This window comes from Knoellia flava TL1, assembly GCF_000768675.1.
Taxonomy (GTDB): domain Bacteria; phylum Actinomycetota; class Actinomycetes; order Actinomycetales; family Dermatophilaceae; genus Knoellia; species Knoellia flava.
The window spans coordinates 1-21,483 of sequence record NZ_AVPI01000005.1; the positions used below are offsets into that span (position 1 = coordinate 1).

Consider the following 21,483-nt stretch of genomic DNA (forward strand, 5'->3'; position numbering starts at 1 on the left):
AGCGCCCGGGACCGTCAGGCCGCTGCCGCCGTGGCCGCCGACGCGCGGCGGCTCGCGGCGGCGTCCCTCAACGAGACCGCCCTCGACCTCGCGCTGCTCCAGGCCGTCGAGGCGGTGCGCACCGAGCCGGGCCCGCAGACCCACGGCGCCCTGCTCACGCTCCTGTCCCGCACCCCTGACCTCATGTCGCTCCGACGCGCGGAGACGCCCTTCCTGCGCGGTGACGCCAGCGCCGACGGGCGGCTCGTCGTCGTGGCGGAGTACGACCCCCGCGTCGTCGCCCTGGACGCCGTCACGGGTGAGGAGCGGTGGACCCGCGGCGTCCCCGAGGACGGTCACGTCTGGAGTGTCGACGGCGGGGCCCGGGGCTTCCTCGTCTCGTCGGCCGACGACAGGGGTGGGTCTCGGGTCCAGCTCTGGGACGAGCGCACGGGCGATGACGTGTGGACCGTGGACGCCTCCGACCTCGCACCTCTCGTGGGCAGTGAGGGGGACGCGCTGCCCGGTGAGGCGGTCTGGGACGCTCGCGGGCGCGCGGTCCTGCTCACCTCGACCCACGTCGTCACCGTCTCTGCCGCGGGACGGCCGCTGCAGGCGAGCCCGCTCGCATCGTCCCCGTCGGGACAGCTCGAGGCCTGGCCCGACGGACGGATCAGCTATGAGGCCGAGCCGGACGTCGGCGTCGTCCTCGACCCCGACCGGCCGGGATCGGCGACGACTCCCGGCTTCGCGATCTTCTCGGTCTCACCCGACGGCTCGCTCGTCGTCACCGCCGACCGCTCGCAGGTGGGCATGGTCCGCGTCCGGCTGCGCGACGCCCGGACGATGCAGCCCGTGGGGGAGGAGATGACCGTCGAGTCCTTCGACGGACCGGTGGACTGGGCGGCCGACAGCCGCACCCTCGTGCTCGCGGCAGGCCAGGCGGTGCAGCAGCGGGACCGTGGCGGGCGCCTGCTGCGCGAGCTGTCCGGGGCGCACTCCGGTCAGGTCATGGCCGTCATGGTGGCCGGTGCCGCCCGCGACGTCGTGTGGGCGCCCGGCCGCGACGGGCTGCTCTCGGCCTGGGACCTGTCCGGGAGACGGGGCCTCCTCGCCAGCAGCCCGCTCGAGCGAGGGCCGCACAACGGGCAGGCCGACGCGTCGGGGACGACCGGTGCGGGGACCCTGTTCGCGTCGGTGACCGAGAACACCGCGGTGCTGCTCGACGCACGCTCGGGGAAGGCACGTGCGCTCGACCTCCCGGCCGGGTGCCGATGTCAGGTCTCGTCGATGGCGATGAGCCCGGGCGGTGACCTCGCCGTGGGTTCGGTCATGGGCTTCTCGGCGACCGCAGGCGACGACCTGCGCTCCGGCGCCCTCGTGGTCTGGGAGACGGACGACGGCACTCTCCGTCACGACGTCACCCTCCCGTGGGACGCGATCTCCGCCGTCGTGACACCCGACGGACGGCAGGCCGTCGTCAACGGGGCGGGCGGTGTCGCGGTGGTCGACCTCGTCTCGGGACGCGTCGTCGGTCCGGTGCTCGACCTGCCCGACCTCCCGCTGTCGGGCCGGGGACGGACGGTCGCGCTCGGGCCGGACGGACGCAGGGCCGGTGTGCTGCGTAGCGGTGAGGTGGTCGTCGTCGACACCGAGACCCGCCGGGTGGTGGCGCGGCGGGCCCTCGGCAGCGCGTCCGCGACTGCCGGTGACGGGACTGCCATCGCGTGGGCGGGTGACGACCTCGTCGTCGCGGGGCTCGACGGGCGCCTGAGCTTCGTCGACGGAGCGTCGCTGGAACCGCTGGCCCCGCCACGGGAGGCGGCAGCGGGCTTCGTCGTCGACCTCGTGGTCGTCGGGGACACGCTCGCCAGCCTGGGGTCCGACGGCGACCTGCGACTGTGGGACGTCGGCACGTGGGAGCCCGTCGGGCTGGCCCTGACCAAGGAGAACGCGTGGGGCTTCCTGGCCGCGGGCGACGGTGCGGTCGAGGCCTGGCTCGAAGGACCGACGGAGAACGCCCCGGGCCGGCTCCGCACGCTGCCGCTGAGCCCGTCGGTGTGGCGGGACCGCGCGTGCGCCCTCGTCTCGCGCGAGCTCAGCGCGGACGAGTGGAGCGTCATCCACCCCGGCAGGGAGCGGCGTCCCACGTGCGCGTGACTCCGTGACCCGACCGTGAGCGGTCCGCGACCGGTGTCCGGGAGCGTCGTGCCACCGGGGGAGCCCGGGTGGGACCCACAGGTCACGTCGGTGACCGGCCCACGAGCAGAAGGAGCACGACATGCGCACCACCATCGTCCGCACCGCAGCCGCAGCCCTCGCCGTCGCCGGTGCCGTCGCCCTGGCCTCGCCCGCGTCGGCGGCGCCGAACGGTCCCTCCGACCACGCGTCGTGTGTCGGTCAGGTCTTCGTGCCCCAGGCCACCGGCGACCCGCGGGCCATCGCCCTGCGCATCGCCGAGATCAAGCCGTGGAGCGAGGACCCGTGGGGCCAGGTCGTCAGCGACCTGCTCGCCCACTGGGACGGCTGCAAGGGCGAGTGAGCCCGAGCGGCCAGATGTCCGGGGCGGGACCCGTGGAGCCGCCTCGGGCACACCGGTCCCGCCCTAGGGTGGAGGCGTGACCGACTCCGCCGTCCACCCGCTCGTCGACCTGCACTGCCACGGGGCCCTCGGGCACGAGTTCGGGCGGGACACCGGCGGCTCACGCGAGGCCGCGGCCCACCACCGCGCGGCCGGGGTCGGACGCCTCGTCGGCTCGCTCGTCTCGGGCACGCCGGACACCCTCGTCGGCCAGGTGGCCACGCTCGCGTCACTCGTCGCCTCGGGCGAGCTCGCCGGCATCCACCTCGAGGGGCCGTTCCTCTCCGAGGAGCGCCGCGGCGCCCACGACCCGTCGGTCCTCACCAACCCCGACCTCTCCCTCGTCGAGTCGCTCGTCGCCACCTGTGCCGAGGCGGGGGCCCCGGACGCCCTGGTCCAGTGGACCTTCGCGCCCGAGCGCCCCGGCTCGGGTGAGCTGGTCGCGGCACTCGCGCGACACGGCATACTCCCGGCGGTCGGTCACACCGACGCGTCGGCCGACGTGGTCTCGCGAACCCTCGTGGAGATCGCGGACGCGTGTGGTCGCCCTCCGCTCGTCACCCACCTCTTCAACGGTATGCCGGCCTTCCACCACCGCTCCGGCGGTCCGGTCGCGGCGGCGCTCGCCTCGGCGGCGCGGGGTGACTGCATCGTCGAGCTCATCGCCGACGGGGTGCATGTCGCGCCCGAGGTCGTGCGGATGGTCTTCGAGACCGTCGGGCCCGAACGGGTCGCGCTCGTCTCCGACGCCATGGCGGCGACGGGGCTGGGCGACGGCGCCTACACGATCGGCACGCTCGACGTCGAGGTCGCGGGCGGGGTGGCGCGACTCGCTGACGGCGGTTCGGGCCGCGGCTCGATCGCCGGGTCGACGTCGACGCTGGCCGACTGCGTGCGGTGGGCGGTCGAGGTGGCCGGTGTGCCCGAGGCCGACGTCCTCACCGCCGCGACGACCACCCCGGCGTCCGTCCTCTCCCCCTGAACGTCCAGCGCGCAGCCCGCTCGACCGTCCCGTCCCGGGCGTGCGTCTTCTTGCCCCATGACCACCGGATCACGCCCGTTTCGACACGGATCTGGTGGTGCTGGGGCAATCAGTCTCCGCGCAGGGCGGGGGCGAGGAGGCGGAGCGAGGAGTCGATGGCGACGTCGTTCCAGCGGTCGGCGCGGCCGAGCATGTAGTGCCCGAGCATCCCCATGTCGATGAGCTCGGCGGAGGCGGCGACGAGCCGTGCCCGTTCGACGAAGCGGCGGGTGTGGACGAACGACGTGATCCTGTCGCGGCGACCGTGGGCGGCGACGAGCGAGCGTCCGGCGAGGCGGTCGACCGGGTCCTCGAAGGACCACCACGGGGCGAGGCCGACGACGCCGACGACCGACGGGTCGTCCGCGACGCGCACGGCGACTCGTGCGCCCATCGAGTGCCCGAGGAGGACGACGGGCACGTCGCCGTGGGCCTCTCGGATCGCGTCGAGGGCCCAGCGGGCGTCGTCGGTGCGGTCGCTCCCGCCGTTCCAGCCGCGCTGGGCGTAGCGGAGCAGCCACACGCTGGTCCCGGCGTCGTGCGCCCGGTCCTGGATGGAGCGCGCCATCCACGCGGACCGCTGCCACGAGGCACTGCGGTTGCCGACGAGGTCGCGAGAGCGGGGCTTGCCGCCGTGGAGCATGAGGATGACGGCACCGGGCGCTCCCGGGGCGTCGAATCGGGTCAAATGGGGTGTCGGGGTCGGCACGAGGTCTCTTCGGAGTCGCTGGGGTCGGGGATGGGTTGGGGCCCGTGATCAGGTCGAGGTGGGCGCGGGCGGCGTGAGGGCCGCCCTCCTCACCGCAACAACGCGCGGAGCGATGAAATGGTGTCGGCCTCCGCGGCGGGCTTGGCGTCGTCGCCGACCCGGTAGCGCTTGACCCGGGCGAACCGCAGCGCCACGCCACCGGGGTAGCGAGAGCTCCGCTGCACGCCGTCGATGGCGATCTCCACGACGACCTCGGGCCGCATCATGAGCGCCCAGCCGTCATCGTCGACGCCGAACTCCGGGAAGGTCTCGGTCTGCCACCGCAGCAGCTCGTCGGTGAGCCCCTTGAAGGTCTTGCCCACCATGACGAACCCGCCGGCCGGACCGAACTCGCCCTCCGGGTCGCGAGCGCCGAGGTGGAGGTTCGACAGCCAGCCCTTGCGGCGCCCGGACCCGCGCTCGACCCCGAGGACGACGAGGTCGTAGGTGTGCACCGGCTTGACCTTGACCCAGTGCTTGCCGCGCCGCCCGGCCGCGTAGGTCGAGTCGACGGCCTTGACCATGACCCCCTCGTGCCCCGCCGCGAGCGCGTCACGCGAGACGCGGTCGGCGACGGCCGGGTCGGTCGTCACCTCACCCTCGATCCGGTATGCCGGCGCGATCCGTTCGAGGACGTCGAGCCTCTCGCGCAGCGGCCGGTCGATGAGGTCGTCGCCGTCGAGGTGGAGGACGTCGAAGAACCGTGGGGCGAGCACACGCGCCAGGACCTCGCCGGCGCCGCTCTCGTCGGTGCCGAAGCGGCTCATCGTGTCCTGGAACGGGCGCGGGGCGCCGTCGTCGTCGAGCATGAGCGTCTCGCCGTCGAGGATGACCGACTCGACGGGCAACGACAGCGCGACGTCGACGATCTCGGGCACGCGCGACGTGATGTCGGCGAGCGAGCGGGTGTGGACCCTGACCTCGTCGCCGCTGCGGTGCACCTGGATCCGCGCGCCGTCGAGCTTGTGCTCGACCGACGCCTCGCCGGTGACCTCGAGCGCGGCGGCGACATCGGACGCGGTCGAGGCGAGCATCGGCTGCACGGGGGTGAGGACGGCGAGCCCGACGTCGGCGACGGCCTCGGGGTCGGTGAGCGCGAGGCGCACCGTCCCGGCGAGCGACCCGCTGAGCATGACCGCGCGCCGCACGTCCGCCAGGGGCAGGTCGACGGCCTTGGCGAGCCCGTCGGTGAGGACGCCCTCGAGCGCACCGGTGCGCATCTCGCCGGTCATCGCCCGGGCGAGGTGCTCCTGCTCGTCGGCGGTCGCGCGCTCGAAGAGCCCGGTGAGAGTGTCGTTGCGGGCGCCGACTGACCCGGCGCCGCCGAGCCCGGCGATCTCGTCGAGGACGGCATCGACGTCACCGACGGTGAGTGAGGACTCGGTCGCGGGCGCTGCCGCCTTCCGCGCGGCGGCCACGGTGCGGTAGCCGAGCCCGATGGAGCCCTGGCGCAGCCGGCCGAGGAGCAGCCCGACGGCGGCCTCGGCCTCGTCGGGCGCGAGGTCGCGCAGGAGCGCACCGAGGAGCTCGGTCTTGGCCGTGCGCGACCGGGTCGCCGCGAGCGCCGAGGCGGTCTCGACGAGGCGGGCGAACGGCATACCTCCGCTGGGGGGAGGGGTGCTCACTCGGTGGCGGACTGCTCGCCGGCGATGTTGACCATCCAGCCGATGCCGAAGCGGTCGGCGCACATGCCGAACTCGTCGCCCCACATCTGCTTCTCGAGTGGCACCTGGACCTGGCCGCCGTCCGACAGCTTGTCCCACCAGCCGCGCAGCTCGTCGGCGTCGTCGCCGGAGAGGCTGATCGCGATCGAGGAGCCCTCCATGCGTGGCATGCCGGGCGGGGTGTCGGAGGCCATGAGGGTCATGCCACCGGCCTCGAGCTGGCCGTGCATGACGCCGTTGGGGTCGGCCTCGCCCGGGTCGCCGAAGTCACCGAAGGTCGAGATGTTGAGGTCGCCGCCGAACACGCCCTGGTAGAACTCGAGCGCCTCGCGCGCGTTGTCCTTGAACTGGATGTAGGGGTTGAGTGTCGTTGCCATGCTTCTGACGCTAGACCCGCGCGCCGACACGCGTCACCGGTATTGCGTTGCCGACTTCTTGCCCCGTTGCGACACGCTCGCTGGCGCTCGCCTGTCGCAACGGGGCAAGAAGTCGGGGGTGGGTCGGGGCGGTCAGCGGCCGTGGCGGCGGTAGGCGTGGATCACCGACGGACGGGGCTGGCCGTCGCCGCGGTAGGGGAACTGCGAGACGACGTTGTCGGGGCTCGCGTTGCCGACCTCGCCCGGGTGCTGCACGGCGACGAGGACCGAGTCCGGGCCGAGGATGACCGGGCCGCACGTCTCGGCACCGACCGGCACCGAGAGGAACTGCTGCAGCCTCCCCTTCTCCGCACCCTCGAGCGGCATGACGTAGAGCGCGTCGCAGTGGTTGAGCGTCCCCGGCATCCCGTCGGTGGAGATCCACAGGTTGCCTGCGGCGTCGAAGGCGAGGTTGTCGGGGCAGCTGATCGGGCTGACCTCGCTCTTGTCGTAGCCGTTGAAGTAGGTCTGGGGGTCGCTCGGGTTGCCCGCGACGAGCACGATCTTCCACGTGAAGGTCAGCGCGCCGTGGTCGCCCCCGGCCTCGGTGAACTCCGTGACGTGGCCGTGCTTGTTGCTCGCGCGGGGGTTCGCCTCGTCGATCTGCGCCGGCGTGCGCGCGCTGTTGTTCGTCATCGCGGCGTAGATCCGGCCGTTGACCGGGTTGGGCTGGACGTCCTCGGGGCGGTCCATCTTCGTCGGGCCGACTCTGTCGGCGGCGAGGCGAGTCCAGATCAGCACCTCCTCGACGCTGTAGCCGGGGACCTTCGAGACGCCGTCGACGACGAGAGGGATCCACGCGCCGGTGCCGTCGTACTCGCCGTCGGCGGCGCCGTCACCGTCGAGGCGCGCGACGTAGAGGTCGCCCTCGGAGAGCAGGCCCATGTTGTGCCGCTTGTCGCCCTCGCGGTAGGTCCCCTTCGAGAGGAACTTGTAGATGTAGTCGAACCGCTCGTCGTCACCCATGTATGCCGCGACGCGGCCGTCCGCGGTCAGCGTCACCGTCGCGCCCTCGTGCTTGAAGCGCCCGAGCGCCGTGTGCTTGACCGGCGTCGACGTCGGGTCCTGCGGGTCGACCTCGACGATCCAGCCGAAGCGGTTGACCTCGTTGGGCTCCTTCGTCACCGAGAAGCGGTCCTGGATGCGCTCCCAGCCGCGCCCACCGGACGTGATGCCGTAGCGCTTGAGCCTGCCCTGCGGGTCCGGGGCGCCGGTGGCGTTGAAGTACTGGTTGAAGTTCTCCTCGCCCGAGAGGTAGGTGCCCCACGGCGTCTCGCCACCGGCGCAGTTGTTGAGCGTGCCGAGGATGCGCTCGCCGCGCGGGTCGTCGGACGTGCGGAGGTGGACCGACCCGGCGGCCGGCCCGTCGACGGCGAACGGGGTGTCGGTGTGGATGCGCCGGTTGCGCGCGCCGCCCTGGACCCAGCGCCACGGGCTGTTCGCGTTGCGGCGGGCCACCTCGGTGACGGTGATGCCGTGGGCGGCCTGGACGATCTCGAGCTGCTCGTCGGTGAGGTCGGCCGAGGAGCCGACGCCGCGGAACATCAGCTCGTCGTTGGTGTACTCGTTGTTGAAGGCGAGGAGGCCCTTGTGGGCGCCGTTGTCGCCCGGCCCGCCCTGCATGAACTGGACGTAGTCGCAGTTGTAGCCCGCCTGCTCGCGCTGCGCGGCGGGCGTCTGGTTGTCGAAGTCGAAGGCCGGCGTGCCGGCGAAGAGCGGGTCGCCCCACGAGATGACCGGCGCCCAGGCGAAGCCCTCGGGCACCTTGACGGCGTCGACGTTCGCCGGGGTCGGCGCGATGCCGGTGAAGCCGAGGGCGCTGCTGCCGGCACGACCGGCGCCTGCCGCACCGGCCCCAGCCCCGGTGGCAGGCGACGAGGGCGCAGCGGCCGCGGACGGCATACTCCACGCCGTGAGGCCGACGAGCGCGGCGCCCGCGCTCCCGGCGCGCAACGCGGCCCGGCGCGAGACGCCGGCGGCGACGAGGTCGCCGAAGTAGGCGTTGTCGGAGGTGTTGGGCACGTCCTGGTCACAGGCGTTGCCGCAGCGGTACTGGCACGTCATCGAGCTGCGGCCACCCCCGTGCGAACGGGTGAACAGCGGGAGCAGGCGGTCGGGAGTCGTCACGTCGGATCCTTCGTCAGGGGCGCGGGAGCGGCCGCGAGGGGCAGCCGTGCCGACGCTAGGGACGCCGGGGGCCCTCCCGCCGTCGTCGTGGTGAACGTCGGGTGACGGGTCGTCGACGGGTGGGAGGCTGGGGAGGTGACACCGGATCCGGACCCGGTCGGCGACTTCTTCGACGGCCACCCCGAGGGCGCGGCCGTCGCCGCAGCGGTGGTCGCCGCGGTCGACGAGCTCGGTCCGCACACCGTCCGGGTGACGCGGAGCCAGGTGGCGTTCCGGCGGCGGGTGGCGTTCGCATGGCTGTGGCGGCCAGCGCAGTACGTGCGCAGCGAGGTGCCCGCCGTGCTGTCGATCGGACTCGCCACGCGCGACACCTCACCGCGGTGGAAGGAGGTCGTGCAGCCGAGCCCCGGTCGGTGGATGCACCACCTCGAGCTCAGCCGGCCCGAGGAGGTCGACGACGACGTGCGCGACTGGTTGCTGACGGCATACGACGCCGCGGGATAGAACGCCGTGGGCTGGCCGCCGGTGGTAGTCAGGAGGCATGTACCTCGAGAACGTCGTCGTCGACGCCCGCGACCCGCGGCGCCTCGGCCGCTTCTGGGAGTCGCTGCTCGGGTGCGCAACCCTCACCGACGAGACCGCCTCCTACGAGACCCGGCTCACCGTGCCCGACGGGCCCCCGCTCGACCTCTGCTTCGAGCTCGTGGACGAGCCGCCGCGCCCGAGCCCGCGGCTGCACCTCGAGGTCTACGGCGGGGAGGTGCAGGAGCAGGCCGCCGTCGTCGAGCGCGCCCTCTCCCTCGGCGCGACGCACCTCGACATCGGCCAGCGCGACGTGCCGTGGGTGGTCCTCGCCGACCCGGAGGGCAACCCGTTCTGCGTCATGGAAGCGCGGCCGGAGTATGCCGTGTCGGGGCCGCTGTCGTCGCTGCCACTCGACAGCGCCGACGTCGAGCGTGACCTCGCCTTCTGGTCCGAGCTCTCCGGCTGGGTGCCGGTCGACAGTGCGATGCCCGGGGCGCTGCGCCACGCCAGCGGTCGCGGCCCGCTGCTCGAGCTGTGTCCCGAGCCGCGACCCAAGGAGCCCGGCCGCAAGAACCGCGTGCACCTCGACATCCGGCTCGAGCCGGGCGACGACGCGGCTGCGACGGCCCAGCGCGTCGTCGACCTCGGCGGGGCGCACTTCGAGCACGACTGGGGCGAGCTGCCCTGGCAGGTGATGGCCGACCCGTCGGGCAACGAGCTGTGCCTCCTGCCCGCTCGATCGGAGGACGCTCGACCGGAGGACACGGCGAGCTCCGAGGACTCCTCGGACGACTCAGCGGACGGGCCTCAGGACGCCTGAGTCGAGGAGTGCGGCCACGCCCTCGGCAACGATCGCCGTGGCGTCGGGGTGGGGGCCGAGCGCGTCGATGACCGCCTCGACTGCCTCGGTCCTCGTGAGCGGCTGCTCCGCGCGGTGCCAGATGGCCTCGCCGACGGGGCCGAGCCGGACGGGCCGGTCGCCGATGAGCAGCAGGGTGCCGTCCTCGCCGTGCACGACGTCGCGCCAGGGCCGGCGCACGAGCCGCTCGCCGACGAGGTCGTCGACGCCGTCGGCCGCGACGTCCGCCGCGGGGGCCGGGTCGGGCGGTGGTGTCGTGCTCCACGGTGCTCGTGGTGCCGCGCTCGTCCATGCGCCGTCGGGGGCGAGGAGGTCGGCGACGAGGTCGACGCAGTCGCCGATCTCGCTGTAGCGCAGCACATACGGCCCGCCCGAGCGGCTCGCGGCCTCGGCGAGGCGCTGGAGCGGGCGCTCGACCATCGGCAGCGACGAGCTCTCGGGGATGACAGCGACGAGCGCGTCGATGAGCGGGAGGGTGGTGAGCTCCGGGACCTCGCGTGCCGGGTCGCGTTCCAGGATCACGAGCGCCTCGAGGTATGCCGTGTCGGCCTCGCGCAGACCGAGCTCGGCCGGGCTGAACTCGGCCTTGTCCCAGGGGGATCCGTTCGTTGTGACGACCGAGATGGGCTTGCGGTAGGGCGAGACCCGGCGGTCGTCCTCGAGGACGACGGTCTCGTCGGAGAGGTAGCCGAAGTGGCGGCCGAGCTCGCGCGACGCGGTCGACTTGCCCGTCCCTGACGGGCCGACGAGGGCCACCGCGCGTGGACCGAGGCTGAGCCCTGCGGCGTGGAGCATGAGGGCCGAGCCACGACGGCGGCCGATAGAGGCGAGCGTGAGGGCGCGCGAGACGGCATACGGGATCGTCGCGGGAGGCTCGCTCCCGGAGAGGCGGTGGCCTGCCGAGCCGCGTGGGACGTCTCCGACGTGGAAGATCTCGATGTCGGAGGAGCCGTCGGGGTCGACGGTGCGGACGTCGGGGCCGCGGCTGCGGGCGCCCTGCCACAGCTCGGTGAGGCGCGTGGCCACGTCGGGGTCGGCGCCGTCGAGGCGCAGCGCCCACCGGACGCCGAAGGCGTCGATGACGAGGTCGTCGCTCACGCCCGCATCCTCGCAGGTGCAGTCGGGGCACGGAGGCGCTCGGGCGATCGTCCGGACCCTGTCGGCAAGGGCGCACGCCGGGTCATACTGACCCGGGAACGCACGGATGGAGGAACCATGACCGACACGCGCACGGGCACGCACCCGCACGAGGACCTGCTCGCCGAGGTCTCCGGCGTGCTCTCGTCGGTGGACGAGCTGCACGACTACCTCACGCGGGTCGTCCACGCGGTCCGCCGCCACGTCACGGGCTGCGACGAGGTCGGCGTGACCATGCTCGTCGACGGTCGTCCGAGCACCGCGGCCTACACGACCGTGACGACGCTCGAGGTCGACGCCGTGCAGTACCAGCTCGACGAGGGGCCCTGCCTCGAGGCGGCGCGCGAGCGGACGGAGGTCGTCGCGACGATCGGTGCCGGCGGCGACCGGGGCGACGCGACGCTGCGCTGGCCGCACTTCGCCGAGGCCGTGCGGCGCGACGGGATCCAGTCGCTCATGGCGCTGCCGCTGCTCAGTGGTGCGGAGTGCGTCGGCGCGCTCAACCTCTACAGCCAGACCCCTCACGCGTTCGACGACTTCGAGGCCTCGGTCGCGCGGGTGGCGGCCGCCCGCGCCGCCGACGCGATCGTCGCGGTCACCGAGCTCGACGGCGCCCGGAGGCTGGCGGGTCAGCTCGAGCAGGCGATGGCCAGCCGGGCGGTCATCGAGCAGGCCAAGGGCGTCCTCATGGCCCTGCGTGGCATCGACGAGCACGAGGCATTCGACTGGCTGCGCGCGACGTCCCAGACGCGCAACGTCCGGGTCAAGACGCTCTCGGAGCAGGTCGTCGCGGGGGTCCGCAGCCGCGGCGAGGGGGAGAGCACGGGCTGAGCCGCCGCCGCTGGTCACCACGCTGGGCGGCCGAGGAGCTGCGGCATCAGGACCGTCGCCACCGCCGGTGTCCGACCGCGCACTAGAGTCGGTGCATGGCTCGCCCGCACCTCGCCGCGCTCATGGAGGATGCGTGGAACCGGCGCAAGAGCGACACCCTGCGCGGGCGCGGCTGGGGGACCAAGATCGTGCCGCACACCGGCTACGGCAGCTTCGGCTTCGTCCGGGTCCTCGCGCGCGTGCTCATGTCGCGCGACCCGATGCGCCCGGTCTCCGGTGATGCCGCCGGCAGCGTGCAGTCGCTGAGGTCGGCCGACGAGGAGACGCGTGGCTGGCGGGCGTTCGTCACCTCACCGGCCATCGACGTGCCCGTGACGATCCGGATCGGCGACCGGGTCATCGACGGCCGCACCGACCGCTCGGGCCTCGTCGACATCGTCGTCCACGGTCACGGGCTCGGGCCGGGCTGGCACCAGGTCGAGATCGAGTCGCCGCTCGCGCGCCCGCGCACCGCCTCGGTGCTCATCATCGGCACCCGCCAGACGTTCGGGCTCGTCAGCGACATCGACGACACGGTCCTCTCGACCTCGCTGCCCCGGCCCGTCATCGCCGCGTGGAACACGTTCGTCAAGGCCGAGGGCACCCGAAGCCCCGTGCCCGGCATGGCGACGTTCTATCGGGAGCTCATGGCCTCCCACCCGGGCATGCCCGTCATCTACCTCTCGACCGGGGCGTGGAACACCGCCCCCTCGCTGACCCGCTTCCTCCGGCGCAACGGCTACCCACCGGGCCCGATGCTGCTCACCGACTGGGGCCCGACGCACACCGGCTGGTTCCGGTCGGGCCAGGACCACAAGCGGTCCGCCCTCGCACGCCTCGCTCGCGAGCTGCCGCACGTGCAGTGGCTGCTCGTCGGTGACGACGGCCAGAACGACCCCAAGATCTACACCGAGTTCGCCGCGCGGCGCCCTGAGTCGGTGCGCGCCATCGCGATCCGCCAGCTGAGCGTGGGCGAACAGGTTCTCTCGCACGGCATCCCGGTCGCCAACGACGACCTCGCGCCGGCACCCACCGAGGACCTCGCGGCGCCCGTCGTGCGGGCCCCCGACGGCTATGCGCTGTCGCGGCTCGTCGCACCCATCGTCGACGGCGACGTCGTCGATCCCGAGGCCGGGGCGCGAGCGCTCGAGGCCTCCGACATGTGGGGAGTGTGAAGCCATGCCCGAGCTGCCCGAGGTCCAGGCCCTCGTCGACTTCCTCGCGTCGCGCACGGCCGACCTGGCCGTGACCGGCGTCGAGCTGGGGTCGATCTCCGTGCTCAAGACGTTCAACCCGCCGCCGGAGGCGCTCGTCGGCGCGCCGGTCGACTCCGTGTCGCGGCATGGCAAGTTCCTCGACCTCGACTGCGGTGGGACGCACCTCGTCTTCCACCTCGCCCGTGCCGGCTGGCTGCGCTGGTCCGACGCGCTCTCCGCGACCCGGCTGCGGCCGGGCAAGTCGCCGATCGCCCTGCGGGTCCGGCTCTCCGACGGGTCCGGCTTCGACCTCACCGAGGCCGGAACGAAGAAGTCGCTCGCGGCATACATCGTCTCCTCGCCGGAGGAGGTGCCCGGCATCGCGGCGCTCGGCCCCGATCCCCTCGCGGAGTCGTTCTCGCTCAGCGACTTCCGCGCGATCCTCGGCAGCCGCAACGCCCAGGTCAAGGGCGTCCTGCGCGACCAGCACATCCTCGCCGGCGTCGGCAACGCCTACTCCGACGAGATCCTCCACGTCGCCAAGCTCTCGCCCTTCGCCATCGCGTCCAAGCTCGACGACGACCAGACCGAACGACTGTATGCCGCGTTGCGCGAGACGCTGTCGGCTGCGGTCCTCGCGGCGTCGGGCAAGCCGGCGGCCGAGCTCAAGGACGCCAAGCGCGCCGGGATGAGGGTGCACGGAAGGACGGGCGAGGTGTGCCCCGAGTGCGGCGACACCGTGCGCGAGGTGTCGTTCGCGGACTCGTCCCTGCAGTACTGCGCGACCTGCCAGACCGGTGGCAAGCCGCTCGCCGACCGCCGCACGAGCAAGTTCCTCAAGTAGCCGAGGCTGGCTCGCAGCTGCGCGAGGAGATTTGGCGTTGCGGTTGCGAAGTTCCCGGGTTTCTCAGAGTGCCTGCGAGCGCGGTCGCATCGACCCAGTCTGGCCCGGACCACAGTGCGGAACCTTGGCTGAAACCACCGGCAGGACCGCGGAACCGAGGGGAGCACCATGACCAACGCCGCGCCCGGCTGGTATCCAGTCGAGGGAGACAGCCGTCGCAGGTACTGGAATGGACAGGCCTGGACCGACCACTACGAAGAGCCGCCGGCCGTACTGACGCGAGCCACTCACGTGCCGGAGGCGGCTGGCCGTCCCGTCAAAGAGGGTTTGTCTCTGAAGGCGAAGGCCGCGCTGGCGGGCGGCGCTGCGGCAGTTCTCTTCATCGGACTCATCGGAGCTGTTGCTGGGAAGGATTCTCCGGATAAGGCCGAGGCATCATCGAGCTCCACGAGCAGCACCAAGCCCACGGCCAAGGCGAAGACCAGCGCACCGGCACCCGCACCGACTCCGACCGCCATCAGTGCATCCTCCGCGCTCTCCGTTCTCGCTTCGGCGCCCCAGCCGAAGAATGTGTGCGCGCCGACGCCAGCCGAAACTCAAGCACTCATGGGTGGGCTCGCCACTCACGAAGAACCCAAGTTCGCCACCATTCACGTTCAGACGTACCTGGGTGCGGAGTGCGATACCGCCAAGAAGAAGGCCGCAGAGGCCAAGGCGGCCGCCGCTGTGGCGGCCGCCCAGGCGAAGGCTCGAGCCGCCCTTGTCAACCCCAAGACCTACAAGGCCATCGACAAGCGAGCTCTCGCCAAGGTCGTGCGCAACCCGGAGTCGTATGTCGGGCAGAAGTACGTCCTCTATGCCGAGGTCACCCAATTCGACTCCATCACCGGGGGTGAGCGTTTCCGGGCTGACGTCGCGCATAAGGACATCCGGTCCTACGGTTTCTGGACCGGCGGCGAAAACTCGATGGTCGATGCCGGCGCAGCCAACTTGAGCGAGGTCGTGAACGGCGACATCGTGAAGATGCACGTGGTCGTCTCGGGCGTCGAGTCCTACGAGACGACCATGGGCGCCACACTCACCGTCCCCGTCTTCGAGGTAAACATCATCAAGGTCATCGGCTCTGCTGACTGACGGCTCATCTCCTCGGATCTTCCTTCCTGACCGGCTGCTGACGCACGGTTCACCCCGCGGACTCCTGCGCGCCGTCCGCCGGTCGTGCTGTGCCGCAAGGGTTGCGGCCATGGGGAACCCAACGCAGACCAGCCGCCGCACCGCCCTCCGCACCGGCCTCGCCGTCGGCTCGGCCGCTCTCGTCACGGGCGCGACGGCCGCCGGGGCCGCTCCGCGTGCCGACGCCCGTCCCACGGCAGCCGCCGTGATCCCGCGCTCCGACCCGTTCACCCTCGGTGTCGCGAGCGGCGACCCGGAGCCCGACGGCTTCGTCATCTGGACCCGCCTCGCCGTCGAACCGCTCGCCGCCGACGGTCGCGGAGGTATGCCGTCCTCGACCTTCCGCGTCAACTGGCAGGTCGCGACCGACGAGCGGTTCGAGGACGTCGTCCGGGCCGGGTCGACCGCGGCCGACCCCGCGTGGGCGCACTCGGTGCACGTCGAGGTCGCCGGGCTCCAGCCGGGCCGCGAGTACTTCTACCGCTTCCGCCTCGGCCCGCACCTGTCGCGTTCGGGGCGCGCACTCACGACGCCGGCGCCGGGCTCCTCGCCGTCGTCGCTGCACATGGCCTTCGCGTCGTGCTCGAACTACCCCGCGGGTCTCTTCACGGCATACGCCGCCCTGGCCGCGGAGCGGCCCGACGTCGTCCTCCACCTCGGCGACTACCAGTACGAAGGGGCGGGCCCCGGCGTCGGCCGCACGCACGCGGGACCGGAGACGACGACGCTCGCTGGCTACCGGCAGCGGCACGCGCAGTACAAGACCGACGTCGACCTCCAGGCCGCGCACGCCGCCGCACCGTGGCTCGTCGTGTGGGACGACCACGAGGTCGACAACAACTACGCCGACGACATCGCCGACCGTGCGGTGGAGCGTCCGGGCTTCCTCGACCGGCGGGCCGCGGCCTACCGCGCCTACTACGAGAACATGCCGCTGCGACGGCGGTCGGTGCCCGCCGGACCCGACCTCGACCTCTACCGCCGCAGCACGTGGGGCGACCTCGCGACGCTGCACATGCTCGACACGCGCCAGTACCGCAGCGACCAGGCGTGCAACGACGGCTACAAGGACTGCCCCGCCGCCGACGACCCGTCGCGTTCGCTGCCCGGGCTCGACCAGGAGCGGTGGCTGCTCGACGGGTTCCGCGACTCGCGGCAGCGGTGGGACATCCTCGGCCAGCAGGTCTTCTTCGGCCGTCGCGACAACGACCCGAGCGCTGCGACGACAGTCTCCATGGACTCATGGGACGGCTACCGCCCGTCACGGCAGCGGGTCACCCAGGGCTGGGTCGACGCCGGCGTGCGCAACCCGGTCGTGCTCACCGGCGACGTCCACGCCCACTGGGCCGGCGACCTCTACCTCGACTACGACGCGGTCGGCAGCACGAAGCCGGTCGGCTCCGAGCTCGTCACGTCCTCGATCACGTCCGGCGGCAACGGCTACGACGAGGCCGATGGCACCCACCCCTGGGCTGCGTGGAACCCCAACCTCCGCTTCTGGACCAACCTGCGCGGCTACGTCTCGACGACGATCACGCCGACCGAGCTGACCGCACGTTTCCGGTGCGTGCCGTTCGTGACGACGCCGGGCGCGGAGGCGTTCACCCGCGCGACATTCGTCATCGAGGACGGCGTGCGCGGCCTTCAGCAGGAGCAGGCGGCGCCGCAGCGCGAGCTGCGATCCAGCCGCACGGACGCGCAGAAGATCGCCGACACCATCGCGGCCGAGACCCACGCCGGCTGAGCTCACCCTTCTTGCGTCCGGCACTGTGGTGGGTATGCCGTCAGGTTGCCGGACGCAAGCGGGCACTGCTCCCTTGTGTCCGGCACTGTGGTGGGTATGCCGTCAGGTTGCCGGACGTAAGCGGGTGCGCCTCATCGCGTAGCGTCGAGGTCATGAGCCAGTTCCCCCAGGTGCAGCCGACCGACCTCGCCGACGACGCCGTCGTCCTCGACATCCGCGAGCAGGACGAGTGGGACCGGGGGCACGCCCCGGGCGCCGTGCACATCCCGATGAGTGAGCTGCCCGCCCGCGTCGACGAGCTCGCCCCCTTCCTCGAGCGCGACGAGACCGTCGTCGTCACCTGCCGCAGTGGCGGCCGGGTGGCGCGAACGCTGCCATGGCTCGAGCAGCAGGGCTACGAGGTCGCAAACCTCGAGGGTGGCATGCGCGGGTGGCATGCGGCGGGCAAGCCGATGGTGACTGCCGACGGCAGCGAGCCGCAGGTCCCCTGACCTCCCCGGACCTCTCTGCGGAGCTCAGCCGGGAAGCGGCGCGAAAGCGCTCGTCATCCGCACGTCCCGCTCGCGCAGCCACGGGCGGACCGTGTCGAGGATGCGCTCGCGCGTCGCGGCGTCGAGGACCATGACGTGCACGTCGAGCCGACCCTGCACGGAGTCGCCGGCGCTGCCGAGCAGGCCTGGCACCTCTGCCGACAGGGCCTCCTGTGCGGCGCGCACGTCGGCCTCGGTGGCCAGGTCACGCTGCTCGACGCACAGCCCTCCCGGCCACACCGACCGCAGCTCGTCGCGGGCCGCGACGGCGTCGCCGGTGACGAGCACGTTGAACAGCGACGACCCGTCCGACACCCACGAGCCGACGTACCCGTCGAGCGCCGCCATCCGCTCACTCACGAGCGCGAGCTGCTCGGGTGAGCCGGCACCGCGACGGCCGCCGCCGGCATACGGGTCGTCGCACAGCTGCGGGAAGGCGAGCGGCTCGGGCGACGGGACGGTCACGCCCTCGGGCGGGGTGAGCGCGATCGGGCGGGTCAGCGTGACGCTGCCGCTGTCGCCGCCGGGTGCATAGCGGCCGACGACCCACACCTCGCCCTCGGTCCAGGTCACGCCGCTCGCCCGCTGCGGCCGGAGCGGCTCCCAGTCGACGTCGCCGACGATCCGAGGGCCTCCGCACTGGGGTGGGTAGGACTCCGCGACGCCCCCGAGGCACAGCTCGACCGGGCTCGCGGGGGAGTCCTGCATGAGGAGTCCGTGGGCGACCAGCTCACCGGCCGGGTCGACGACGGCGCCGGTCGTCGACGACGCGGGAGGTGATGCCACGTGCGGGGGTGCTCCGCCCTTCGAGCCGGCCGTCGATGACCCGCACGCGGTGACGAGGGCGAGGACGGCGACGGCAGCGAGCGCGCCCGTCACTCCCGGTGACGGCGCCCGTGTCCTCACACCTGTTCGCGGTCGTCCCATGCGCCTTCGACGTGCTCGTGCGCCGCGCGGTTCCCGGGCACAGGCCCTGACCGGGAATCACACGGCTCCCGTGGGCGGCACCGTCCGCAGCGGTTTCGCAGTGGTTTCGCAGCGCTGCCCGGATGCTCGGGGCTGCAGGGTGGGGTGCCGCGTGCCTGGGGGCGCGGCACCCCACCCGCGGCACGTCGCAGGGAGACGGTCACGAGTTGGCATCGCAGCGGCGGACCTGTCCGCGAACGGTGGAGGTGCTCCCTAGGGTGCGTGCGTGATTCCGCTCGACATCGTCTTCCTGCTCCTCGGCATGCTCGCGCTCGGCGCCGTGGTCGGGGTGGCCCTGGCCGCCAATGGGGAGCGCTCGGCCGCGCGTGGCGTCGCCCGGGCGCGAGCCGGCCGGCCGGTTCTCGTGCCCGTCCTCGTGGGGTCCGGCGAGGGCCAGCACCGGGGCCGCGCGTTCGTCGACGGTGACGACGTCGTCGTCGTCGGACCGGGCACCCACCTGCGGGTGTCCCGGTCCGCGTTCCGCAGCACCGGCCAGCGGCGCATCGGCGTCAACGACGAGCTGTTCGAGTTCGCGGAGCAGCGGGGGTTCGTCGACGCAGCGGGTGGACGCCACCTCGTCGGAGCAGTGGACGAGTGGAGCCCCGCCCTCGACGCCCAGCTCGAGGGTCACCCCAGACCGGCCGGGCGCTGGCAGAGGATCCGCGCGGCGGTCCCGACGACCCCCCTCGTGATCGTCGTGCTCGCTCTCCTGGCGTTCACGGGCTTCCAGACCCTCTGGGCGATGGGTGACGACGTCGAGGCGACCGTCGTTCGCCTCGTCGACCACCCCGAGGACGGCTACACCGACTGCGCCGTCCGATGGCCAGCGGCCGGCGGGCCTGACGCCGAGCCGAACTACGCCGAGATCGACTGCTACGAGCCCTATCCCGCCGTCGGCGACACGGTCCGGATCAAGGCCCTGGCGAGTCCGCTCGAGGGTGCGGCCCTCGACCAGGAGGGCACCTACGAGGGGCTGACGCTCCTGACCGGTGGCGCGACCCTGCTTGCCGGAACCGTCGTTCTCGTCGCCGCAGCGACCCGGCTGCGGCGACCGGCCGTGCGCCTCGCACCGATCGCTGCCGCGGAGGTCACCGTCGCCCCTCCCGTCGACGTGGCGCGGGACGCCGACCTCCCCGAGCTCCTCGATGCGCTGGCCGTCCGTGAGGGGTGGCAGTCGTCCGGCACGGGCACGGCCCCGGTGCAACCGGCGCACGCCCCTCTCCTCATGGCGTTGGGGAGCGCCCGCTGGTGGCCGGTGGCGGTCCTGGCGGGGGCGGCGTGGCTCGTCGACGGTCTTCCGGGCGCGCTCCGGGCCGGGTTGGGCGCGGGTGCGGTGGCAGCCCTCGCCTGGGCGGTCTGGCGCGCACTCACGACCTTGCTCGCCGTACGTCGAGCCGCTGTCGGTCCGGTGACGTCCGAGTGGGACTACCGCCTCATTCGGGACATCGGCGACGAGTGGTACGCGTTGCTCCTCCTCGGCCGCACTCCTCACTGGATGGTCCTGCTCGACGAGCCGGGTCACCCGCCCACGAGGGGGCGCTGCGGCGTGCGCGGAGACCTTCGGGAGGGAGGCGCGGTCCACCTCCGCATCGACGGGACGTTCTGGCCGACGTTGAGTCCGGTCGTGCGCGTCGACGACGACATGATGCGTGAGATGCGGCGTGACGTCCTCGACCGCCTGAGCGGCGCGGACGGCTGAGCAGCGCAGGCCGGTGCGACACGGCATACGGCGTTATTCGGATGTATGCCGTCCGCCCTAGACATGCGGATACGGTGCCATCGTGGACCCGATCCGTAACCCCTACGCCCCGGGCGCGGGCCAGCGCCCGCCCGAGCTCGCCGGTCGCGACGAGCAGCTCGACGCCTTCGAGGTCGTGCTCGAGCGCGTGCGCCGGGGGCGGCCAGAGCGCTCGATCGTGCTCACCGGGCTCCGCGGCGTGGGCAAGACGGTGCTGCTCAACGCGCTGCGGTCGGCGGCTGTTCGCGCCAAGTGGGGCACGGGCAAGCTCGAGGCACGACCCGACCAGTCACTGCGGCGGCCGCTGTCGTCGGCCCTGCACCAGGCGGTCCGCGAGCTCGGACACCCCAGCGACGAGGAGGTGCAGCACGTCCTCGGCGTCATCAAGGCCTTCGCCCAGCGCGACGCGCCCTCGGGGACCAAGCTGCGCGAGAAGTGGAACCCCGGGATCGACGCACCCGCGGCGTCCGGACGCGCCGACTCGGGCGACATCGAGATCGACCTCGTCGAGCTGCTCACCGACGTCGGCGGGCTCGCCTCCGACACCGGTCGCGGGATCGCGGTCTTCATCGACGAGATGCAGGACCTCGGCCCTGACGACGTCTCGGCGCTCTGCGCCGCCTGCCACGAGATCTCGCAGTCGGGCCTGCCGGTCATTGTCGTCGGTGCCGGCCTGCCGCACCTGCCGGCGGTCCTGTCGGCGTCGAAGTCATACTCCGAGAGGCTGTTTCGCTACTCACGCATCGACCGGCTCCCGCGCGCGGCGGCCGACGCGGCGCTCGTCGTGCCGGCGGAGGAGGAGGGAGCGGCCTACGAATCCGCAGCCCTCGACGCGATGTATGCCGCGACGGGCGGCTATCCCTACTTCATCCAGGCCTATGGCAAGGCTGCGTGGGACCGGGCGCCGCAGTCGCCGGTGACGGCCGATGACGTGCGGGTGGCGGCCCCGGAGGCCGAGGCCGAGCTCGCCGTCGGCTTCTTCGGGTCGCGCTTCGAGCGGGCGACGCCGGGTGAGCGCGAGTACCTCCGGGCGATGGCCGACGTCGCGGTCGCGATCGCCGAGGGCGGGGTCGAGGAGCTCGACGACATCGAGTCGGTGCCGACAGCGGACGTCGCCTCGCACCTCGGCCGCAGGCCTCAGTCGCTCTCGCCCGCGCGCGACGCCCTGCTCAAGAAGGGCCTCATCTACTCGGGCGAGCGCGGGCGGATCGCGTTCACCGTGCCGCACTTCGGCCGCTACCTCCGGGAGCAGACCGCCTGAGCACAGGCACGGCCTCTGCTCGGCCCCTGCCCGGCACTGTGCGTGCCGGGCAGGTCAGGCGTTGCCGTCAGGCTCGTGTATGCCGTGCAGCCGGGCGTGGAGTG

At 72.8% G+C, this 21,483-nt stretch carries 19 protein-coding genes; 13 read left to right on the plus strand and 6 right to left on the minus strand.

Annotation, left to right across the window (positions count from 1 at the left end; all coding sequences use genetic code 11):
- From N798_RS03025 to N798_RS03035, 3 genes are all read left to right on the plus strand, one after another.
- A partial coding sequence (locus N798_RS03025) for an outer membrane protein assembly factor BamB family protein (RefSeq protein WP_035946197.1) occupies nt 1-2,139 on the plus strand: 2,139 nt, incomplete at its 5' end.
- Between the two features lie 121 nt (nt 2,140-2,260).
- Complete coding sequence (locus N798_RS03030) at nt 2,261-2,521, plus strand: hypothetical protein (protein ID WP_035946199.1); 261 nt, start codon at nt 2,261-2,263, stop codon at nt 2,519-2,521.
- Nucleotides 2,522-2,597: 76 nt separating this feature from the next.
- Complete coding sequence (locus tag N798_RS03035) at nt 2,598-3,542, plus strand: N-acetylglucosamine-6-phosphate deacetylase (protein WP_035946202.1); 945 nt, start codon at nt 2,598-2,600, stop codon at nt 3,540-3,542.
- A 109-nt stretch (nt 3,543-3,651) separates the two neighbouring features.
- Here N798_RS03035 and N798_RS03040 read toward each other — a convergent pair whose 3' ends face one another.
- The 4 genes from N798_RS03040 to N798_RS03055 all read right to left on the minus strand — a co-directional run bounded on the left by N798_RS03040 (nt 3,652) and on the right by N798_RS03055 (nt 8,536).
- Nucleotides 3,652-4,269 carry an alpha/beta hydrolase gene (locus N798_RS03040; protein WP_229708412.1) on the minus strand — a complete coding sequence of 206 codons (618 nt, stop codon included), beginning with the start codon at nt 4,267-4,269 and terminating at the stop codon, nt 3,652-3,654.
- Nucleotides 4,270-4,379: 110 nt separating this feature from the next.
- The gene (locus N798_RS03045) at nt 4,380-5,927 is read right to left on the minus strand and encodes an ATP-dependent DNA ligase (protein WP_035946206.1); all 1,548 of its coding nucleotides are present in this window, start codon (nt 5,925-5,927) and stop codon (nt 4,380-4,382) included.
- Nucleotides 5,928-5,950: 23 nt separating this feature from the next.
- The gene (locus N798_RS03050; protein ID WP_035946208.1) at nt 5,951-6,370 is read right to left on the minus strand and encodes a VOC family protein; all 420 of its coding nucleotides are present in this window, start codon (nt 6,368-6,370) and stop codon (nt 5,951-5,953) included.
- A 132-nt stretch (nt 6,371-6,502) separates the two neighbouring features.
- Nucleotides 6,503-8,536 carry a PhoX family protein gene (locus N798_RS03055; protein ID WP_035946210.1) on the minus strand — a complete coding sequence of 678 codons (2,034 nt, stop codon included), beginning with the start codon at nt 8,534-8,536 and terminating at the stop codon, nt 6,503-6,505.
- Nucleotides 8,537-8,671: 135 nt separating this feature from the next.
- Here N798_RS03055 and N798_RS03060 point away from each other — a divergent pair, with 135 nt between their 5' ends.
- Complete coding sequence (locus tag N798_RS03060; RefSeq protein ID WP_035946212.1) at nt 8,672-9,040, plus strand: DUF5655 domain-containing protein; 369 nt, start codon at nt 8,672-8,674, stop codon at nt 9,038-9,040.
- Between the two features lie 37 nt (nt 9,041-9,077).
- A complete protein-coding gene (locus N798_RS03065) occupies nt 9,078-9,881 on the plus strand; it encodes a VOC family protein (protein ID WP_188450389.1) in 804 nt (267 codons plus the stop codon).
- Here N798_RS03065 and N798_RS17175 read toward each other — a convergent pair.
- Nucleotides 9,855-11,018 carry a hypothetical protein gene (locus N798_RS17175; RefSeq protein WP_052116853.1) on the minus strand — a complete coding sequence of 388 codons (1,164 nt, stop codon included), beginning with the start codon at nt 11,016-11,018 and terminating at the stop codon, nt 9,855-9,857. The two genes, N798_RS03065 and N798_RS17175, sit on opposite strands and share 27 nt — an antisense overlap.
- Nucleotides 11,019-11,135: 117 nt before the next feature.
- On the opposite strand from N798_RS17175, the gene N798_RS03075 reads away from it, so the two are divergent.
- The 6 genes from N798_RS03075 (at nt 11,136) to N798_RS03100 (ending at nt 17,375) form a co-directional block, all read left to right on the plus strand.
- Nucleotides 11,136-11,888, plus strand: coding sequence for a GAF and ANTAR domain-containing protein (locus N798_RS03075; protein WP_052116854.1), 753 nt, complete (start codon nt 11,136-11,138; stop codon nt 11,886-11,888).
- 95 nt (nt 11,889-11,983) lie between these two features.
- Entirely contained in the window at nt 11,984-13,102 is a 1,119-nt protein-coding gene (locus tag N798_RS03080; RefSeq protein ID WP_035946213.1) for an App1 family protein, read from the plus strand.
- Nucleotides 13,103-13,106: 4 nt separating this feature from the next.
- Nucleotides 13,107-13,967 (plus strand): Fpg/Nei family DNA glycosylase, encoded by an 861-nt coding sequence (locus tag N798_RS03085; RefSeq protein WP_035946214.1) that lies wholly within the window; start codon nt 13,107-13,109, stop codon nt 13,965-13,967.
- A 168-nt stretch (nt 13,968-14,135) separates the two neighbouring features.
- Nucleotides 14,136-15,101 (plus strand): DUF2510 domain-containing protein, encoded by a 966-nt coding sequence (locus N798_RS17675; protein ID WP_035946215.1) that lies wholly within the window; start codon nt 14,136-14,138, stop codon nt 15,099-15,101.
- A gap of 109 nt (nt 15,102-15,210) precedes the next feature.
- On the plus strand, nt 15,211-16,884 hold the full coding sequence (locus N798_RS03095; RefSeq protein WP_035946216.1) for an alkaline phosphatase D family protein: 1,674 nt from the start codon (nt 15,211-15,213) through the stop codon (nt 16,882-16,884).
- A gap of 152 nt (nt 16,885-17,036) precedes the next feature.
- Complete coding sequence (locus tag N798_RS03100; protein WP_035946217.1) at nt 17,037-17,375, plus strand: rhodanese-like domain-containing protein; 339 nt, start codon at nt 17,037-17,039, stop codon at nt 17,373-17,375.
- A 24-nt stretch (nt 17,376-17,399) separates the two neighbouring features.
- Here N798_RS03100 and N798_RS17185 read toward each other — a convergent pair whose 3' ends face one another.
- Nucleotides 17,400-18,200, minus strand: coding sequence for a hypothetical protein (locus tag N798_RS17185; protein ID WP_156971587.1), 801 nt, complete (start codon nt 18,198-18,200; stop codon nt 17,400-17,402).
- A 406-nt stretch (nt 18,201-18,606) separates the two neighbouring features.
- Between N798_RS17185 and N798_RS03110 the strand changes: the two genes are divergently transcribed.
- A complete protein-coding gene (locus N798_RS03110) occupies nt 18,607-20,079 on the plus strand; it encodes a hypothetical protein (RefSeq protein WP_035946218.1) in 1,473 nt (490 codons plus the stop codon).
- 82 nt (nt 20,080-20,161) lie between these two features.
- On the plus strand, nt 20,162-21,379 hold the full coding sequence (locus N798_RS03115) for an ATP-binding protein (protein WP_035946219.1): 1,218 nt from the start codon (nt 20,162-20,164) through the stop codon (nt 21,377-21,379).
- The last annotated feature ends 104 nt before the right edge of the window (nt 21,380-21,483 follow it).